The sequence below is a fragment of the Myxococcales bacterium genome (genome assembly GCA_022563535.1).
Taxonomy (GTDB): domain Bacteria; phylum Myxococcota_A; class UBA9160; order UBA9160; family UBA4427; genus DUBZ01.
The window spans coordinates 21,126-39,270 of sequence record JADFNE010000040.1; the positions used below are offsets into that span (position 1 = coordinate 21,126).

At 60.6% G+C, this 18,145-nt stretch carries 15 protein-coding genes; 12 read left to right on the top strand and 3 right to left on the bottom strand.

Going from position 1 to position 18,145, the window contains the following annotated elements:
- The first annotated feature begins 16 nt into the window (after positions 1-16).
- The 9 genes from IH881_13095 (at position 17) to IH881_13135 (ending at position 12,810) form a co-directional block, all read left to right on the top strand.
- Positions 17-1,195 carry an SGNH/GDSL hydrolase family protein gene (locus IH881_13095; GenBank protein MCH7868623.1) on the top strand — a complete coding sequence of 393 codons (1,179 nt, stop codon included), beginning with the start codon at positions 17-19 and terminating at the stop codon, positions 1,193-1,195.
- 296 nt (positions 1,196-1,491) lie between these two features.
- Positions 1,492-2,913 (top strand): aldehyde dehydrogenase family protein, encoded by a 1,422-nt coding sequence (locus tag IH881_13100; GenBank protein MCH7868624.1) that lies wholly within the window; start codon positions 1,492-1,494, stop codon positions 2,911-2,913.
- A 14-nt stretch (positions 2,914-2,927) separates the two neighbouring features.
- Positions 2,928-4,583 (top strand): fused MFS/spermidine synthase, encoded by a 1,656-nt coding sequence (locus IH881_13105; protein ID MCH7868625.1) that lies wholly within the window; start codon positions 2,928-2,930, stop codon positions 4,581-4,583.
- Positions 4,583-6,721, top strand: coding sequence for a hypothetical protein (locus IH881_13110; GenBank protein ID MCH7868626.1), 2,139 nt, complete (start codon positions 4,583-4,585; stop codon positions 6,719-6,721). The genes IH881_13105 and IH881_13110 overlap by 1 nt, the downstream gene beginning before the upstream one ends.
- A 168-nt stretch (positions 6,722-6,889) precedes the next feature.
- On the top strand, positions 6,890-7,567 hold the full coding sequence (locus IH881_13115) for a hypothetical protein (GenBank protein ID MCH7868627.1): 678 nt from the start codon (positions 6,890-6,892) through the stop codon (positions 7,565-7,567).
- A 135-nt stretch (positions 7,568-7,702) separates the two neighbouring features.
- Positions 7,703-8,482: a peroxide stress protein YaaA gene (gene yaaA, locus IH881_13120; protein ID MCH7868628.1), complete on the top strand. Its 780-nt coding sequence runs from the start codon at positions 7,703-7,705 to the stop codon at positions 8,480-8,482.
- Between the two features lie 366 nt (positions 8,483-8,848).
- A complete protein-coding gene (locus IH881_13125; protein ID MCH7868629.1) occupies positions 8,849-9,217 on the top strand; it encodes a response regulator transcription factor in 369 nt (122 codons plus the stop codon).
- Positions 9,210-11,471 carry a response regulator gene (locus IH881_13130; GenBank protein ID MCH7868630.1) on the top strand — a complete coding sequence of 754 codons (2,262 nt, stop codon included), beginning with the start codon at positions 9,210-9,212 and terminating at the stop codon, positions 11,469-11,471. Before IH881_13125 ends, IH881_13130 begins: the two co-directional genes overlap by 8 nt.
- Positions 11,472-11,541: 70 nt before the next feature.
- Positions 11,542-12,810: a DUF2723 domain-containing protein gene (locus IH881_13135; protein ID MCH7868631.1), complete on the top strand. Its 1,269-nt coding sequence runs from the start codon at positions 11,542-11,544 to the stop codon at positions 12,808-12,810.
- A gap of 16 nt (positions 12,811-12,826) precedes the next feature.
- Here IH881_13135 and IH881_13140 read toward each other — a convergent pair whose 3' ends face one another.
- Complete coding sequence (locus IH881_13140; GenBank protein ID MCH7868632.1) at positions 12,827-13,078, bottom strand: hypothetical protein; 252 nt, start codon at positions 13,076-13,078, stop codon at positions 12,827-12,829.
- Positions 13,079-13,247: 169 nt separating this feature from the next.
- On the opposite strand from IH881_13140, the gene IH881_13145 reads away from it, so the two are divergent.
- The 3 genes from IH881_13145 to IH881_13155 all read left to right on the top strand — a co-directional run bounded on the left by IH881_13145 (position 13,248) and on the right by IH881_13155 (position 16,088).
- Positions 13,248-13,607 carry a hypothetical protein gene (locus IH881_13145; protein ID MCH7868633.1) on the top strand — a complete coding sequence of 120 codons (360 nt, stop codon included), beginning with the start codon at positions 13,248-13,250 and terminating at the stop codon, positions 13,605-13,607.
- 114 nt (positions 13,608-13,721) lie between these two features.
- Positions 13,722-15,452: a DUF2723 domain-containing protein gene (locus IH881_13150; GenBank protein MCH7868634.1), complete on the top strand. Its 1,731-nt coding sequence runs from the start codon at positions 13,722-13,724 to the stop codon at positions 15,450-15,452.
- A gap of 126 nt (positions 15,453-15,578) precedes the next feature.
- Entirely contained in the window at positions 15,579-16,088 is a 510-nt protein-coding gene (locus tag IH881_13155) for a GreA/GreB family elongation factor (GenBank protein ID MCH7868635.1), read from the top strand.
- 22 nt (positions 16,089-16,110) lie between these two features.
- Here IH881_13155 and IH881_13160 read toward each other — a convergent pair whose 3' ends face one another.
- Complete coding sequence (locus IH881_13160; GenBank protein MCH7868636.1) at positions 16,111-16,911, bottom strand: sel1 repeat family protein; 801 nt, start codon at positions 16,909-16,911, stop codon at positions 16,111-16,113.
- 114 nt (positions 16,912-17,025) lie between these two features.
- A partial coding sequence (locus tag IH881_13165) for an MATE family efflux transporter (GenBank protein MCH7868637.1) occupies positions 17,026-18,145 on the bottom strand: 1,120 nt, incomplete at its 5' end.

Consider the following 18,145-nt stretch of genomic DNA (forward strand, 5'->3'; position numbering starts at 1 on the left):
GAGACCTGACGACACCATGCCTAGAAGTATCCGGATCCTGATCGCGAAGATCGTCGTCTCATTCGTGAGCGCATGTCTCACCCTCCTGGCGGTCGAGTTGGGCGCCAGGACGCACGACCGGTTCTACCGACAAACTCCCAACCTGGATATGTTCGAGTTTCGCCAGCAACAGCCGCCTCCATACCGAGACGCTCCCTACTACTCCAAAGACTTCGTCGTCGAGTCGTTCAAACAGCCCGGAGGATTCGACATCCCCAAGGGCACGCGGCTCGTCATTCCGCGAGACTACGAGGGAAAGTGGTTCAACATCGCGGGCGGTCTCCGGGTTACCGAGGGACAGCCTGAAACCTTTCGTCACACCGTCTACGTACTGGGTGGGTCAACGGTCTACAGCGGCGAAGTCCCCGACGCGTTCACCTTGCCCAGCCAGCTGCAGTTGCTCTTCACTGAACACTACGGAGACCGCTACCGGGTCCAGAATTATGGCATGACGACGGTCACGAGTTCTCAAGAGCTTGAGCGGCTGCGCACGATCAAGCTGCTGGCTGGGGACATCGTTGTCTTTTATGACGGCGTCAACGACGTATTCCAGGAGATCTACTACGCGCGCCCCGCAGAGACGATGGTCGAGCGAAATCGCAGAGCCATGGAAGAGTTCTCCCATGTAGAGCGACTCCTCATTCGACTTTCGGAGCACTCGGTGTTCATCAAAAACTGGACCAGTCCAATCAATTACGTGGACGTCCCCTCGCACCTCCGCGATCGCGAGGAGTTGGCGGTGCTGGTTCACTCACTGCAGGGCCGCTACCGGAGAAACATCATCAGTGCCCGGAAATATGCACATGCGCACCGAGCCAATTTCTTCCACTTCCTCCAACCCAACCTGTACACGATCAGGACACCCACGACCTATGAGAAGAAGATTCGTCAGAACCCGAACCTCTACGCTCCACCGGGCATGGATGGCGCGTTCGAGCTAGCGTATCCGCTCTTGAGGGAAGTGAGCAGAAATCTGCGCTCAAGCGAAGAGATGAACGCCTTCGACTTGACCGATGTTTTGGATGAGCGCGAGCCTGGGCAAGAGCACTACCTCGACATATGCCACGTGACCCACGCTGCAAATCTGATCATTGCATCGGCCATGTTCGAGGAGATCGCACCCTCGCTGGATACCGAACTACCCGGGTCCAACTAACGCTGCGGACCGGGGGCCGGCGGCTCCGTCCAGCGGTCGTGCATGCGGATCAGCTCTTCGAGGCGATCGGGCGTTCCGGTGACCGCCTAGAATAGAGGCGACCGCGCCTCAGGGGAAGCACAATGTCTCAAAACAGGCCAACGGCCACAGTGTTCCAGCTGTGCAGTAGGGATGCGCAAATGGGTGATCCAAGTCTCGCTTTGTCACTAGTCGGCGTATGCTTTGCTACAGTCCCGCCTCGCTCCGTTTTATTCCGAAACGTAGAGCGTACCGCAACAACGACAAATGAGGCCCCCATGAGAACTTACGAGAAGCTCTACATTAACGGCGAGTGGACGACCCCCAACGGCAAGGCGACGAGCGAAGTCATCAATCCGGCGACGAATGCTGTCACGACGCGGGTTCCCGCCGGCGACGAGAGCGATGTCGATCGCGCCGTACTGGCCGCCCGCGCGGCCTTCCCGTCCTGGTCACAGACCACGACCAAGGAACGCGCCGAACTGATGCGCGCGCTCGCGGACAAGTTGGATGAACGCAAGGAAGAGCTCGAGCAGGTGATGGTGGACGAGCTCGGCATGCCCATCCAATTGGCAGACGACTACCAGGTCAGCGGACCGATCGAGTCCATCAGAGGATTCGCGAATCGCTGCGAAGAGCTCGATCGCGTCGAAGAGATCAACAACAGCTTGATCTACCAGGAGCCGGTCGGTGTTTGCGCATTCATCAATCCCTGGAACTACCCGATGCACCAGATGATCGGCAAGGTGGCCCCTGCCCTCGCAGCGGGCTGCACCATGGTCGTCAAAGCCGCCAGCCAAACCCCAAGTCACGCATTCATCATGGCGGAAGCCATCCACGCCGTCGGCTTTCCTGCGGGCGTCTTCAATCTCGTCCACGGCTCTGGCCGCATAATCGGCGAGGCGATGTGCCGGCACCCGGAAGTCGACATGGTTTCGTTTACGGGCTCGACGGGCGCGGGTATCCGCATCGCGGAACTCGCCGCACCGAGCATTAAGCGCGTCTGCCAGGAGCTGGGCGGGAAATCACCGTTCATCATCACCGCAGACGCCGACCTGAAGACCGCCGTGGAATTCGGCGTCGACGAAGTGATGGCCAACTCGGGCCAGACCTGCTCGGCACTGACCCGCATGCTGGTTCCGGAATCGCGCTACGACGAAGCAGTCGAAATCGCGCAGAAGTTCGCCGAGGGACTCTGCATCGGCGATCCCACCGATCCGAAGTCCTTCATGGGTCCGATGTCGTCCGAAGACCAGCGCCAGACGGTCCTCGAATACATCCAGAAGGGCATCGACGAGGGCGCACGACTCGTCACAGGCGGAACCCAACGACCGGAAGGTCTCGAAACCGGCGCCTATGTCCTTCCCACCATCTTCGCCGATGTCACCAACGACATGGTGATTGCGCGCGAGGAAATTTTTGGTCCGGTGCTTACGATGATCAAGTACAGCGACGAAGCAGAGGCCATCCGAATTGCAAACGACACGGAGTTCGGTTTGTCCTCTGCAGTCTGGGCGAAGGACAAAGAAAGCGGGCTGAAGATCGCTCGCCAGATCCGCGCCGGTCAGGTCTACGTCAACGGCGGCGCCTACAACTTCGACGCTCCGTTCGGCGGCTACAAGCAGTCCGGAAACGGTCGCGAATGGGGTGGCCATCACGGTCTGAGTGAGTTCCTGGAGACCAAAGCCATTCAGATGTAGTAGCGTCGCACCCCATGGCGAATGCGGATCAAGAAGTTGGGGAGGTGCCGGAAGAATCGAATCGTTTGATCGCGGAGAGCCCGCTCCCGCGAACCATGCGGTCGCTTCTGTTTCTCGCCACGTTCGCGGCCGGGTTCGAAACCACAGGGATCGAGATCGCGCTCGGGCGACTGCTCGCACCCCATTTCGGAAGTTCGCTGACGGTCTGGGCGGCGATCATCGCCTCGGTGATCGGAGCACTCTCGGTCGGTTATCCGCTCGGCGGTTGGCTCGCCGATCGCAGGCCGGGACCGACCTTGCCGCTGATGGCGCTGCTCGGGGGTGGGATACTCGGTACCGGGCTGGGAATCGCTGTACCGCATTGGTTGCGCGTTGCCCTCGCCGGTGTTGCGTTCTCCGGAATCGAATTCTGGGGGCGCCTTTCGGTTGCACTGCTGCTCTTTGCCCTGCCCTGCATCCTGCTCGCGACAGTGCCACCCGCGGTCTTGCGCCTGACCTTGCGCGACCGCACAACGACGGGGCGCGATGCGGGCATGCTCTACGCACTCGGGTCGATCGGAAGCGTGCTCGGGATCCTGCTGCCCGCTCTCTGGTGGATCCCGCTGCTCGGCGTGCGCGTCACATTCTTGCTGCTCGGTGCCGCCGCCGTGATTCCCGCTGTAGTGGGCCTCATATCGCGAGGTGCTGGCGCACGAAAGAAGACGGCCGCGATCGCGCTGTTGTCGATCACGTTGTTGTTCGCCGCGATGTTCGCCGTGCCGGAGGCCGTGCGCGATCCTGAAGACGCGGGTACGCAGGTGCTCTACGACCGTGACTCTGGGGTACAACGCATTCGGATTACGTCGAGCGATCGGGGCGCACACCGCATTCGCTGGCTTCAACTCAACGAGGGTTGGTCGATTCACTCGTGGCTTCGCGAGCCTAACTACGTAACCAACGATGTCTGGGATTGGATGGCGCTCTCGGCGCTGATCCCGCAACCGTCCGACGGCCAGACCGACGTATTGATCGTCGGCCTGGCTGGGGGCACGGTGTCGAACCTGATCACGCTCGTGCTCGCTCCAAATCTCGGCAAGGTCGCGATCACCGGAATCGAACTTGATCCGGAGGTCATCAAGGTGGCGGATCGCTACCTGGGTCTCGATCGCAGCCAGCTCACGACAGTCGTCGCCGACGGGCGCGTCTGGCTGCGGGGAAGCAGCGAACAATTCGACTTGATCATCCTCGACGCCTATCACCAACCGTCGATTCCCGCACATATGGCGACCGTCGAGTTTTTTGAAAACGTGCGAGCCCATCTTTCGCCGGATGGCCTCGCGGTACTCAACGTATTCGCTCCCGCTGAGCAATCGCGAATACTCTCGGGAATCAGTGCCACCTGGTTGGCGATCTTTCCCGGCGCGCAGTGGCTTCGCGGGCCCGCTGCGAACGGCTTGGCATCCCATCTCCTGCTCGGTGGCCCAGCGGTTCCGATCAATACATCGCACGTCACATTCGCTCAAATTCCCAAGCCGATACGCCGGGGCTGGCGGCTCTACGAGCGCGTCCGAGATCTTGTCGTTGCGCCCGGTGTTCGGCCCTGGACGGATGACCGGGCTCCGATTGAACTCCTGACCGACCGTGCGTATCGAAGTCTGCGACCCGAGAACCCCGAACGGCCTGCTGCCTGATGGAAGCCAGCGACAGCCCGCCAGCGGAGCCCGCGGTCGGCCTCGACCAGTCTGCCCGCCCGTGGCGACTGGTGTTCGGCGCGAGTCTCATCGCGGGAGTCGTGCAGATCGCGTTGATTCGCGAACTTTCGGCCTACCACGCGCTTTCTTCGGTGGACTTGTCGATCCGCCTGGTCATTGCGGTCGTGATCGCCGCGTATGGAATCGGCGCGGTGCTGTCCCCGCTGATCGGGCGCTTTGGTGAAGCGAGAACCCTGGCCGCGTTGGGTAGTGGGCTGGCGCTCTACCTGATCGCGCTGCTCGTCGCGGGCCTCTGGTGGCTCGAGTCCCAGTTGTCGGCGAGTGCAGTAGATGCCGTGCAACTTCTCACCCTGGGCGCGCTGGTTGCGCCCCCCTTCGTGGCGTGCGGCATGGTGGTCGCGCACCTCGTAACGAATCTCCAGCGACACTCTCCCGATCGGATCGGCGCGTTCGTGGGACTCTCGCTCGTCGGAACGATGGCGGGGGTCATCCTCTCCTACCACTACGCCCAGTGGGTCGGCATCAATTCGCTGATGGTGCTGGCCGCACTGTGCGCACTGCCGGTGTTGATGGATCGCCTGAAGACCGCTGCTTTGGTGGCGGTCATCGTTACGGCGCTCCCGCTGGAAGGCTGGCTCGAAGCGCAGCGCGAATCGCGCCCCGATTTCTTTGGTCCCGTCAGCACCGAAACCACCGAATTGGTCTTCAGCGGTTGGTCACCGCATCAGAAGGTGGACCTGTACACCTTCGAAGAAGAGATTCTGCTGGGTTGTTATAACGGTTTCTGGCAGTGGTGGGTGGCGGCGCGCACCGACCATCCCAACGCGTTTCCCGGGTACTCGCTGCTCTACAACAGCGACTGGATCGAAAATCGCGATGTACTCGTCATTGGCTCCGGGGCCGGAATGGGTCTGCTTCACCTGGAAGACAGCCACCCGCGTTCGATCACCGCGGTCGAGTTGGATCCCCTCGTCATCGAGCTTTCGCGTGGGCCGTTCGCGTCTTTCAACGATCGGATCTACGACCGCGTTGATATCTACGCGATGGACGGTCGCTCGTTTCTCGAGGCGACCGATAAAAAATTCGACGTGATCATCTACGAGGCTTCATTTCTCACGGCCACGCATCCCAAGGTCGCCGTCAGTGCCGAAAACTATCTCTATACGAGGGAAGGCATTGAAGCGGCGTTGCAGCGCCTGCGTCCGGGTGGACTGGGCATCGTGACCTATGCGGGCTCGAATCTCGCGTTTGCGCGCGTGATCGAAGGGATCAAGCAGCAGGGTGCCACGGTGGCGACGCTGCGAGTGGTGGCAGATGAAACGCTGTGGCCGATCATGCCCGCGTTGATTTTCGGGCGAGACGCTGAGCAGGTAGACCGCGTTCTCGAAAAAATCTTCGCGAGCGAGACGAGCGCTCGGGTCGGACCCTATATGACGAAGGCAACCGGCGCCGAGTCGATCACCGATGCGCGCCCGTTTCTCTACGCAGGCCGGCCCGGAGAACTCCAGCCACTCGCGTGGATGACCGCAGGCTGTCTCGCCGCGCTGTGCTTCGGACTGCGCAAACCTCGGCAGCGCGCCGTTCGCTCTTATTTCTTTTTGATCGGTGCCGCGTTCATGCTGGTGCAGTACGCCCTGGTCTCGGCATTCCGATCTTTCTTGGGCGATCCGGTCACCACCGCATATGCGATCATATTGTTCCTGCTGGGCGGAATGGCGTTCGGGTCGGCGAGACTTCCGGTGTTTCTCGCATGGTCGCGCCAACGACAATGCATTTGCGCAGGGGCGGCGCTGCTGATCTCCACCGCCACGACCTGGTGGCTTCCGCTCGACCTGGCTTTCTTGCCGATCGGGTTCCGATCACTCCTTGCAGCAATCGCGGTGGTTCCCGTCGCTGTACTACTCGGCATCTTCTTCCCCCTGGGGTTGCGCGGGCAGACGCATGAAGCCGTCGCAACTGCCTACCTGTACGACGCTTTGGGCACGATTGCGGGGTTCATGCTGTTCTACCTAGTCGCGCTACAAGCAGGCATCGCCGCCCCGTTCGGCCTTGGCGCCGTCGCATACGCAGCCGCCTGGTGGGTACTTCCCGCTGGAAAGAGAAATTACTTGACCTGATTGGGTGGTTTGTTAAAAATGAGCCAGCTTTTTAATGTAATCACGACAGGAGATTAAGGAATGACATCTCGAAAATGGTTTTGTTTCGTTTCGGTATTAGTGGCCAGCGTACTGCTGCTCACTCAATCTGCCGCAGCGATGGGTGGTAGAGGCGGCGGAGCCGCCGTAGTGATCAGCTCTTTGCAGTTCGCTGATCTGCCATCGGGCGCGACGAGCATCGAAATTCTCGGAGGGGGGTTCCTCAACGGAACGGCCCCGGTGGTCACGTTGAGTGACGGGACCAATCTCGCTGTGGCGTCAGTGTCTACCACGGCGCTCACGGTGATCGTTCCCGTGGGCCAAGCGGATGGTGACTACGTGCTGTCGATCTCAACGGGAACTTTCTCCAAGAACAACGCCAGCACCGACATCCACCTGGGTGGCACAATCTCCATCGTCTGCATTGATTGGTATCTGACCACCGGCCCCGACCACCACATTCACGCAGAAGGCTTCCTCCAAGATGAGAACGGCGACCCCGTGATCGGTGCGGCGGTGCATTGGGAGGCCTTCGTGGATAACGGCGTGGACCCCGAAGCAATGTGGTACGACTACAACACCACTACGTTCAAGTACGCGGGTTACAACCACGGCGAGAGCTGCCCCCTCTCGGTCGCAAAGGCTTCCGGCGCCACGGGCCAGAACTGCTGCATCGGCAACGCGTTCGACCCACCGGACGATTCGAGGAGTTGTGAATCCGGACATTACAGAGCGGATGTGCTTTCCGTCACGCCGCCGGCAAACTCCAATCGGAAGTGGGACGGCATTACGCCGCCCAACGGTGCCGATTTCGTGCAGCCGTACTAGCGTCAACAGGAACTAGTATTCGAGACCGCATCTCAGATGCGTCTCGGAAAACGAGATGAGGCCGGTGGAGACAACGATGTCTCCATCGGCCTCTTCCTTTATTGCAGTCTGCAGGCGGCCTGATAGCTTACCCCCATGCTCGCAATCCTATCTCCCGCCAAGCGGCTCGATCTAGAGCCGACCTCTCGCAAACTCAGCCACAGCATGCCGGCATTGTTGGAGGATGCGAAGCAGCTGGTCAAAGTCAGCAGCAAGCTCAAGAGCAAAGACCTGATGGCCCTGATGGGAATCAGCCAGAATCTTGCCGACTTGAACGTGCAACGCTTCAAGGACTTCATGACTCCCTTCAGCCCTCAGAACGCAAAACAGGCCATCCTGGCCTTCAAGGGCGATGCCTATCTGGGCTTCGACGCAGATACCCTCGATGCGCGCGGTTTGCGCTTCGCTCAGGATCACCTGCGGATTCTCTCGGGACTCTACGGCGTGCTGCGTCCGTTGGATCTGATTCAGCCCTATCGCCTGGAAATGGGCATCCGCTTGCCGATCAACGGGAGCGCCGGCCTCTACGAGTTCTGGGGAGATCGGATCACCGATGCCCTCAACGAGGCGATCAAGCCCATGCGCGACCCCGTCGTGGTCAATCTTGCGAGCAACGAATATTTCGCATCCGTACAGCGGGATCGACTCGACGCACGTCTCGTCACCTGCGCGTTCAAAGAAGTCAAAGATGGCAAGGCGAAGGTCCTGTCCTTCTTTGCCAAGCGAGCACGCGGCATGATGGCGCGCTTCATCTGTGAAGAGCGCATCACCAAGGTCGATGATCTGCAGGGCTTTACGAGCGGCGGCTATCGCTACAGCGCCAAAGCGTCCAGTGATGACACGCTTGTCTTCCAGCGGAAGAGTACGACGGCTTGATCTCGCAGCGATTCCGAGTCCTTTGGCGATGATTCGACTGATCGGGATTTTCTTTCCGGGAGGCGGCGCTGCACCTGCCGCATCAGAGAACGCTAGCCGTATGTCCGAACCGCTACAAAAAACAAAATTCTGGTGCTGATCGCCAAGACCGCGCGGCTACGTTCTCCGCATTCCCCCACAGTTCCCCGCAAGTACGAGCTGCCTTCCCATGTCAGCGGATTTTTGTCTGCGCGAACAGAATTCTGTGTTCACCGCATCGTGTTGCTTTCAGATACCGGGTACACAGGGCGCGTTCTCAGTCCACAATTTGCTCCTCCGTCTATTTCTACACACCGATACGTGGAGTAAAATCGCCAAGGGTCCAACATGCGCATTCTTCTGGTCGACGACGAACCTCTCGTTCTAAAATCCTATGCACGCTACCTCAACGTGTTTCTAGACCAGACCGTGGTCACCGCCGAAGACGGTACGAGCGCGCTGGCCCATCTCGAGAGTGGTGAACACTTCGACATGATCTTCTGCGACGTGACCATGCAACCCATGAACGGCATCGACCTGCACAAAGCGATTTGCGGACTCTATCCCGATATGGCGGACCAATTCGTGTTTCTCACGGGCGGAATCATCGATTCGACGACTGAAGCCTACATCCGCGATTCTGGGGCGTATGTTCTCGACAAGCCGGCCGACAAATCCGATTTCGAGAAAGCGCTCGCGGCGGTACGCATTGGCTGACCTCTCCATGCAGGCGGCTCCGGCGACGCCCGACACCATTCGGCAGGCGCTCCGGCGACGTGCGCCGATTCTGCTTGTGCTGTTGGCCACGCTGCTTGCGTCGTTCTACCTCATATGGCTCGCCAACAACTCCGAGGGGTCGAGATGGTTCTCTTCCATTCCGTTCATCTGCGTACCCTTCGCGGCATCGATCAAGATGTTTCTAACAGCGAGACGCTGCTCGGGCGACGCGAAAAGAGCCTGGTTCTGCTTTAGCCTGGCGTGCTTGTTCTTCACCTGTGCCGAGGCGCACTGGATGTTCTATGAGGTCGTATACAACGACCCAACGCCCAGTCCATCCCTCGGCGACATCGGCTACTACAGCTTTCCAATTCTCTTCGTATTGGGGATCTGGCACTACAACATTCGCGCACAGCCGGTCGGGGTCCCTCTCTCCCAGATCGGAAATCTCGGCATCATCGTTTCCGCCCTGATGCTCGCGTATCTTTTTCAGTACTACGAACTCGTCAAAGTGGCGCCGGACCTCCCCGAGGTGCTGACGGCCATCGCCTACGGGATCTTCGACATTTCATCGTTCCTGTTTGCGCTCGTCGTACTCTCGCTTCATGTCTGGGGAAAAAAGAGAAACTCGTTGGTGCTGATCGTGTGCGCTCTCGCGATGCTGGCGACGACGGACTTCTTCTACGCCTTCGCTCTCTTGCACCAGAATTATGTCAGCACCGGATGGATTGGCGTGCTCTATCCTCTCGTGTTCGTCACTTTATTCATGGCAGCCTACGAGCAAGACCAGCTGCCCGATGTCGGAGAGGAATTGAGCCACGATCCCGCCTTCACAGATCCATCGGCACAATGGGAGACACTGGTCGCCCCCCTGGCAGTGACCATCGTCGTCGCTACGGCTTTCACCTACCGCGAAGTTTTGACTACCGACGTCGTGGCCTACGCACTCGTTCCGATTACGCTTTTCGTGATCTCGCTCGCGCTCAGAAACTGGTGGGGTCACAAGGCGGAAACGCAGCTGCGGAGCGAGGCCATCGCCAGCAAATTCCAACTCCAGGTGGCGAACCAGGGACTCTGGGACGAGATGCAGAACCGTTCACGGATTGAGGACGAGTTGCGCCACTCCCAGAAGATGGAAGCCGTGGGGCAGCTCACAGGCGGCGTGGCACATGATTTCAACAACCTGCTGGCGGTGATAATCACCAACCTCGAAATTGCCGAACAATTTCCGAAAACCCAGCCGGCGCTGCAGGAGTGCCTGCACGACGCGTCCGCTGCGGCGCTTCGCGCCGCTTCACTGACGAAACAACTCCTCAGTTTGTCACGCAAGCAGGCCCTCAATGCCGAGTCTATCTCGACGAGCCAGCTACTCAACGAGATGAGAGCGTTGCTCGAAAGAACGCTGGACGAGCGCATCCAGATAAAAATCGAGACCAGCAAAGACCTCCGAAATTGCATCGCAGATCGTTCGCAGTTCGAAAATGCGATCCTGAATCTCGCCATCAATTCGCGTGACGCGATGCCCGCTGGCGGTGAACTCGCAATCCGCGCCTCCAATATCGTGCTCGACGAGACTCACGCCGCCGAGCATCCCGAATCGAAGCCCGGGTCCTATGTCAAAATCTCGGTAACCGACACCGGGAGCGGCATTGACTCCGACGTTCTCTCACGCGTGTTCGAACCCTTCTTCACGACAAAGGACATCGGGGCGGGTACGGGCCTCGGCCTCAGCATGGTCTACGGTTTTGCCAAGCAATCGGGAGGCCACCTCACGATCGAGAGCGAAGTCGGCCGCGGCACTGAGATCTGCATCTATCTGCCCAGTGCGGAGCAGCAGCCGCAAGCTCCGCAGACCAAGAACGACGCGGACATACCAGAGGGTCGCGGCGAAACGATATTCGTCGTCGAAGACGAAGCGGCCGTTCGCAAGCTCGTCGTCAAACTCGCGAAAGAACTCGGATATGACGTGGTGGCGGCCGCTTCCGATGGCACCGAGGCGCTCGCGCTCGCAAGCGAGATCGAGTCCATCGACTTGCTCCTGTCGGACGTAATCCTTCCAGGCGACTACTCCGGCGCCGAGGTGGCGGCCGAACTTCGCCGCAAGAGGCCGGGCATCCGCGTCCTGCTCATGTCCGGGTATGCGCCCGAATCAGTCCTGGTAGATGCCCAGCTGGAACCCGATATCAAACTTCTCCACAAGCCCTTTCGCGCCGCCGATCTCGCACGTGCGATTCGCGGCGCCCTGGACGCATAGCAAGCCACTGCCCCCCTGACTAAAGTCCGCATCGATCGATTCCGAATTGACTCGGTTGGGGAGGGGGGAAGTGTCGACCGAAAGCGCGAAAAGCAGCGATTCGCAGCGGCCAATTGTCGACGCGCAATCCTCTGACCCGCTGCGCGAAGTACTCCTCTGCGGCGCTGTCTTTGCGACCAGCCTGTGCGTCTATCTGCTCACGCTCTCCCCGACTGTCGCGCTCGGCGATAGCCCCGAGCTCGCCGTCGCCGCCCATCGCCTGGGCATCGCGCACCCCACCGGCTACCCGCTCTATACCCTCCTCGGTCATCTATGGCTCAATCTGCTGCCGGTCGGGGACGTGGCCTGGCGCATGAACCTCTTCTCCGCGCTCACGGGTGCGGCCGGAATGGCTGTCTTCGCATCGTTCCTGCTGCGCTTCACACAGAGCGCGTTGGGGGCCTGGGCGGGGGCCATCTCGTTTGCGTTCACGCCCCTCTTCTGGGCACAGTGCACCCTGACCGAAGTCTATTCTCTTCACGTCTTCCTGCTCGCGGTCGTGATGTGGATGTGGGGGCAGTGGGAGGAAACACGAGAACGCCGCTGGCTGAATGGCCTGGCGCTCAGCATTGGATTTGCAGCGACCCACCACGGCATGACGATCCTGCTCGTACCCTTCCTGGTGGTTTGTCTTGCTCACTCGCGCCCGCGAGTGGTGGGGGGCCGCATCGGTCGCCCAGCTCATATTGCTGGGCCTCCTGCCCCTTACCCTCTATCTCTACCTCCCCATCGTGGCCGCCGGCGATCCCGTCCTCGCCTACGGGGTGACCCCCGACTGGAGTTCATTCTGGGGGCATGTCACAGGCTCGCGCTTTCACGCATTGGTCCACCTGCCGGGGACCGCCGAACAGACCCTCCTCAACACGCTCGCGCGCTGGCTACGCGGCATGTACGGGATCTACTCAGTCTTTCTGGTCGTCGCGCTGGCGGAGATCGGCTTTCAGCTCGGACGGCGGCGTCGACTCGCCGCCATCGCGCTCGCGTACGTACCAGCGGTGATCTTCGGGATGTCGTACTGGGTGGTGGATCGCGCGATCTTCTACATCCCCTCGATCTTCATCTTCTCGATCTGGATCGCAGAGGGCGTCGCGGGAGGAAGCAGGCTCAGTGCTCGCTACTCGCAGCTATCAGGTACCGCGTTCGGCGTTGTCGCCGCATTGGCGCCCGGATTGCTGCTCCACAACTTCGATGCTCTCGACCAGAGCGACTTCTACGCTGTCCACGACGAGACGATGGCAGCCTTCGGGGCCGCTTCCGAGGACGCCATCTTGCTCATGGCCCTCGGCTTCATGGAGGATGACGCGGTCCTCTATGCCTCACTCGTCGAAGACGTGCGACCGGACGTCGAGGTAATCGACTATGCCCTCAACCAATACGGCCAATACGAACCCGAATTGGATCGGCTGCGCACAGCACACATCTCCATCGAGGAAGTCTTTCGGAGATCCGTCGCCGTGCAGCTGCGCGACGTTGACCCCGAACGAGAGATCTTCCTGCTCCCGGGTCGCAAGGATTACGATTGGAAGTCGATCGGCTTCACCCGTGTAACACTCGGCGTGATCGATCAATTGGCCAGACGCACCCCCGACCTTTGCAGCACCGCCATCCCGACCTTTGCAGCGAACCTCGAGATCGACAAGGGGCCGACGTTTCGCGGCTTGTCGGTCGCAGTCCCCACGATCCTACAAGGTGACGTTCTCGAGCTGCAGCTGTATTGGGAACTCGGGGAGCGCTGCCGTGGAGCCATCCATCTATATCGTGCTGGGGGATCGCCGCGGAGGCTCTCCACTCGACACCCAGGGTCGTCCACTCGTGCACAATCGCCATCTCCTGGGACAGGGCGTCCCACTCGACGACTATGCGCCGGGGACCACGATCCGCGAGCGCATCCTGCTCGCCATCCCCTACGCGCTTCCCGCCGGCGACTGGGTAATCTGGTTGGGCGTCGAACGCGACGGCAAACTCCAGCGATTTGAAAATGGTCTGGAACTGATCGCCGCTGCATCCGTCCGCGTCGAAGCCCGGGAACGCGACCTATGGAGGCTACCCGTCGTCAGTCGACCCGCGGGCACGCTGGGGAACGACCAGAACCGGTAGAGCAAACCGCAGGTGGCCTTGCCTGGCTCCGCTTCGTTGATTTTGGCAGTGTCTTGCGTCAGCGAAACGTGCAGAGGTACAGCTGCCAACGAAGACTGCCGAAACAATCATGCCATGGGTGTAAATTCGAGAACCAGCGCGGAAACCTGGGCTTCCTACTTGTTACCCGTTGTAGTCGGAGCGCTGGGGCTTGCAACTTATGTCGCGACCCTGGCCCCCACCGTGGTCGACCTCGACAGCCCGGAGCTGAGTGCCGCTGCGCTGACCCTGGGCATCCCCCACCCGACCGGCTACCCGCTGTTCATTTTGCTCGGACATGCTTGGACCCAGGTATTCGCCGTGGGTGATCCCGCCTGGCGCATGAACCTGCTGAGTGCACTCTTCGGTGCTGGCGCCGTAGCGTTGCTGGCCGCCGCAGCGCGCCGCCTTTCGGGCAACAGCAGCGCGGCCTTCATGGCGGCGGGGCTGTTGGCCTTTTCGCCGACCTTTTGGTCCCAGTGCACAGTGACCGAGGTCTACTCGCTTCACGTGCTGGTGCTGGCCGGTTTGATGTGGCTGTGGAGTGGCTGGGAGGAATCGAGCGATCCGCGCTGGCTCTATGGATTGGCGGCCGGCTTTGGGCTCGGCCTGACCCATCACGTGATGACAATTCTACTGGCACCGGCCATTGGGCTGGCGGTACTGAGTCGCTGGCCCCAATGGTTGCAACGCGGCACGCTCTTGCGGCTGGCTGGCTGCTTTCTCGGCCCGTTGCTCCTGTACAGCAACCTCGAAGCGCCGGACCAACTCGTGGTCTTGAAGAACTACGTGCTGGATCTACTCGATAACTTTGGTGTGGCGGCAGTCGGGTTGGCGCTCCTCGGCGCCGCGGTGGCTCGGCGCTCCCCCCGAAAGTCCATGGTGCTCGGGCTCGCCTACCTGACGAGTCTTGCCTTTGCGGTCTCCTATGGCGTGGTCGATGTCGAGCCCTTCTTCCTGGGTGCCAATGTTCTTTTCGTGATCTGGGCCGCGTGCGGTGCCGCACAGCTCAGCAACTGGGTCCAGGCGGTACGTCCAGAGATGCGAACCGTGTTGCAGGCCGTCTTGTGTATGTTGCCGCTGATCTCGCTTGCAACACACTTCGCCGATCAGGACAGACACGAAGATTACCGACACCACGACCACGCCGTGGCCGTCCTCTCCGTGATGCCGCGGCAAGGGATCCTCCTCACCGAGGGACCCGAGGGCTACGCACCGGTCTATGCCTCGCTGATCGAAGGCCTGCGACCGGACGTGACCGTTGTGGACATGTATCTGCGCATTCGCAACGACTACGGCGAGGAGTTGGAACGGGTGCGCCACATTGGGCTGCCACCCGATTGGACTCGCGACATGGTGGTCACACTCGAGGCTGCTCGTCTTGCAGGGGGAAGTCGGCCGTTGCGGTTGATGCCGCAAGTGCCGGATCTCGATTGGGAGAAGATGGGATTGTTTCGGCTGCGTGGCGGCATGCTGGACAAGCTGCTGCGTCAGGAGCCCGACCTGCGGGTCGTCTGTATGTTGGCCGACGAAAACGGTGACGTGGTCCCCGCCCCTGGCGGCAATGCAGCCTTGCTGCTGCAGGAGCACGCCTTGGGACAGGGAGTCGACCTCAGTCAGTACACGGCCGGCGATGTCATTCGGGAACGCATGAGCATACTCGTGCCGCGCCAGGTACCCCCGGGCGAGTGGTCCCTCTGGCTGGGCGTGCGAGGCAAGGACAAGGACTCCTGGCACTCGCTTCCGGATGGCGCACTCTTCGCCGAGGCGCTTCGCTTTGAAGTTGAACCGCGAAGCCGCGGGCTCTGGAAGCTTGCAACCCGCTGAAGAATCCTTGCCAGCGTCCCCTATTGTCTCCGATACTATCTCCACCGGCTGTTGTCCCGATTGCACTTGCAGGACTTGTATTCTCTCTCCCCTTCAGTTCCAAGCCCCGATCAACGGGAGTCACGAATGAGTCGAGCCTTCGTCAAAGAGGACGACCAGAGCCAGGCGGGCGACGAGTTGCCCGAGCGACCGCTGAGCCCACACCCCAATTATGTCACGGCGCGGGGGCTTGCGGAGTTAAAGCGCGAACTCGACGGGCTGATCGCCCAACGCGAAGCCGCCTTGCAAAATGGTGGCGCCCTCGTCGCTGCGGAGAGCTTGCGCCGAATCGATCGCAATCTGCGTTATGCCAAAGCGCGTGTCAGCAGTGCGATCCCCGTCGATTTGGCCGAGCAGCCGGCGGATGAGGTCAGCTTCGGTGCCAGGGTTCGGGTGCGCGACCCGGAGGGTCAAGAGAGGGTCTTCGCCATCGTGGGCGAAGACGAAGCGGACACCGAGCAGGGAAAGGTCAGCTGGGTATCTCCGTTGGCCCGAGCGCTCCGCGGCGGGCAGCCGGGAGACCGCGTCCGCTGGAAGCGACCGACGGGCGATCTGGAACTGGAAGTCGTTTCGATCGACTACTCGGAAACGGACTAGCCCGCAGCATGAATCATGCGGGCTAGCGCCCCGGGGTTCGTCCGAGGGACCTGCCAGAGAATGAACTCCGTCTCGCCAGGTTCGCTAATTCGCGGAACTGGGGATCGGTCCGATCGCGCTTACGCGTTTTTGTGTCGACGGTAAACTTGGAGACCTTGAACCGGGCAGCCTTCAACTCCGTCGGTGTCATCTCCGATACGATCACTGGCAGATTGGACCGAGCCATCGGGTTTCCCTGCCTGGAAGCCAGCTTCGTCCACTTGTATCCATCTACAATGCTCTTGGGCACTCCGACCCCGTGATAGTATGCTGCTCCAAGTGCGGCCTGCCCCATCGGGTCACCCCGCTTGGCGGCTTTTCGATACAACTTTATTGCCGAGGCCGTGTCCTGTTCGACGCCTCTACCCGCTTCGTACAGAACACCCAGTTGCGCTTGACCCGCGGGCAACCCCGCTTCCGCAGCCTTGATATACCACTCAACGGCTTTCGCGAGATCTCGGTCAACTCCATCCCCGACCTCATAGAGTTGGCCAAGGTTGAGCTGTGCGTCGGAATGTCCTGCAGTCGCCGCACGGTGTAACAATTCGCTTGCAGCTCTCGGATCGCGCTCGCCGTCGAGCTTTCCGGAAAGCATCAGGACTGCGAGATAGTAATCGCAACGCTCGTCGCCTTTGCTTGCGCCTTCCTTCAGGAACTCTACGGCGTTCTGGTACTGCTTCTCTTCGACACTCTTCGAGGCGAGAAACAGATAGTCCGTTGCGCAAGCAGACCCGAGAACCAGTAGGAACCCGACTACGATCAGGGAGACAGGGCGGAACACCATCGGCGTACCCTCCTCTAGCAGCAGCGCTTCGAGAATAGATATTACAGGCTGGGAATTCCACATGAATGTCGGGGATGAAGTCCAGCATGCTTCTGAACGCAGCTGGGCAGAACCTCAGATTTGAATCTGCTGCCAGGCGTCGGAACGGAAGCGCCAACTGAGTACTGCGGCCAGGACGGTGATGTGAAGCAACATGCCGGACCACGCGCCGATCAGACCCCCTTCGAGAACGATGCCCAGAATATAGGCTGCCGGCAGGAACAGCCCCCAGCTAAGGGCCGTTTCCAGCACGAGGACCCAGCGCGTGTCGCCGGCACCGCGCAGCGAGCCCGCTGTAATGATCGCGACGGCGTGGGGAAACGCGAAGCAAGCACCGAGCAGTAGCAGAGGACGACCCAGCGCCACGACTTCGAGGTCGTCGGTGAAAATTCTCAACAGTGGAACGGGGATCGCGATGAAAACGGCTGCGACGAGTGCCGCCAGGACGACTCCCAGTTTCACCGAGGACAGATGACTGCGCACAGTGAAATTGCGATCGCCGGATCCGATAAAGCGTCCCACCAGTGTCGCGGATGCAGTCGCAATTCCTTCCGCCTGCATGAATGCCATGGACTGCAGCATCACGAAGGCTTGGCTGGCCGCCATGGTGTTGTCGCCCATGCGCGCCACCAAGGTTGTGAACACAGCGAACGAGAACATGCTGAGGCTCCAATGGCCACCGATCGGCGCGCTGGTTTTCAGGAAACGCCGAATCTGTTTCATGTTTGGCGCGATCGGGCGGGTGTGGCAGCGCTCGGCGACCGAGCGGCGCTGAAAGAGCACAATTAGCACGATGGGGCTAGTCCACATAGCAATCGCGGTCGCGAGTCCTGCACCGGCGACGCCCAGCGCCGGAAAACCAAATTTTCCGAAAATGAGCGCGTAGTCGAGAATTGCGTTTACAACGATGGCGAAGATGGTGACGTACAGCGGTGTTCGCGTATCCCCCAAACCGATGAAGAACGACCCGAGTACCATGAAAATCAGATAACCGAGTTCTCCGAAAACCCGCATATGGGTGTAGTCCGCCGCCAGGGCCTGCAGGCACGGAGAGGGGCCGAGTTCCGCGAGCGCGGGTACGGTAAACCAAGCGACGGCGACGGCGAACAGGACTCCGACGGGAAACACTGCGTAAAACCCATGCCATGGCCAGGCACCACAGTCCCTCGTGTCGCCGGCACCATCGGCTTGAGAT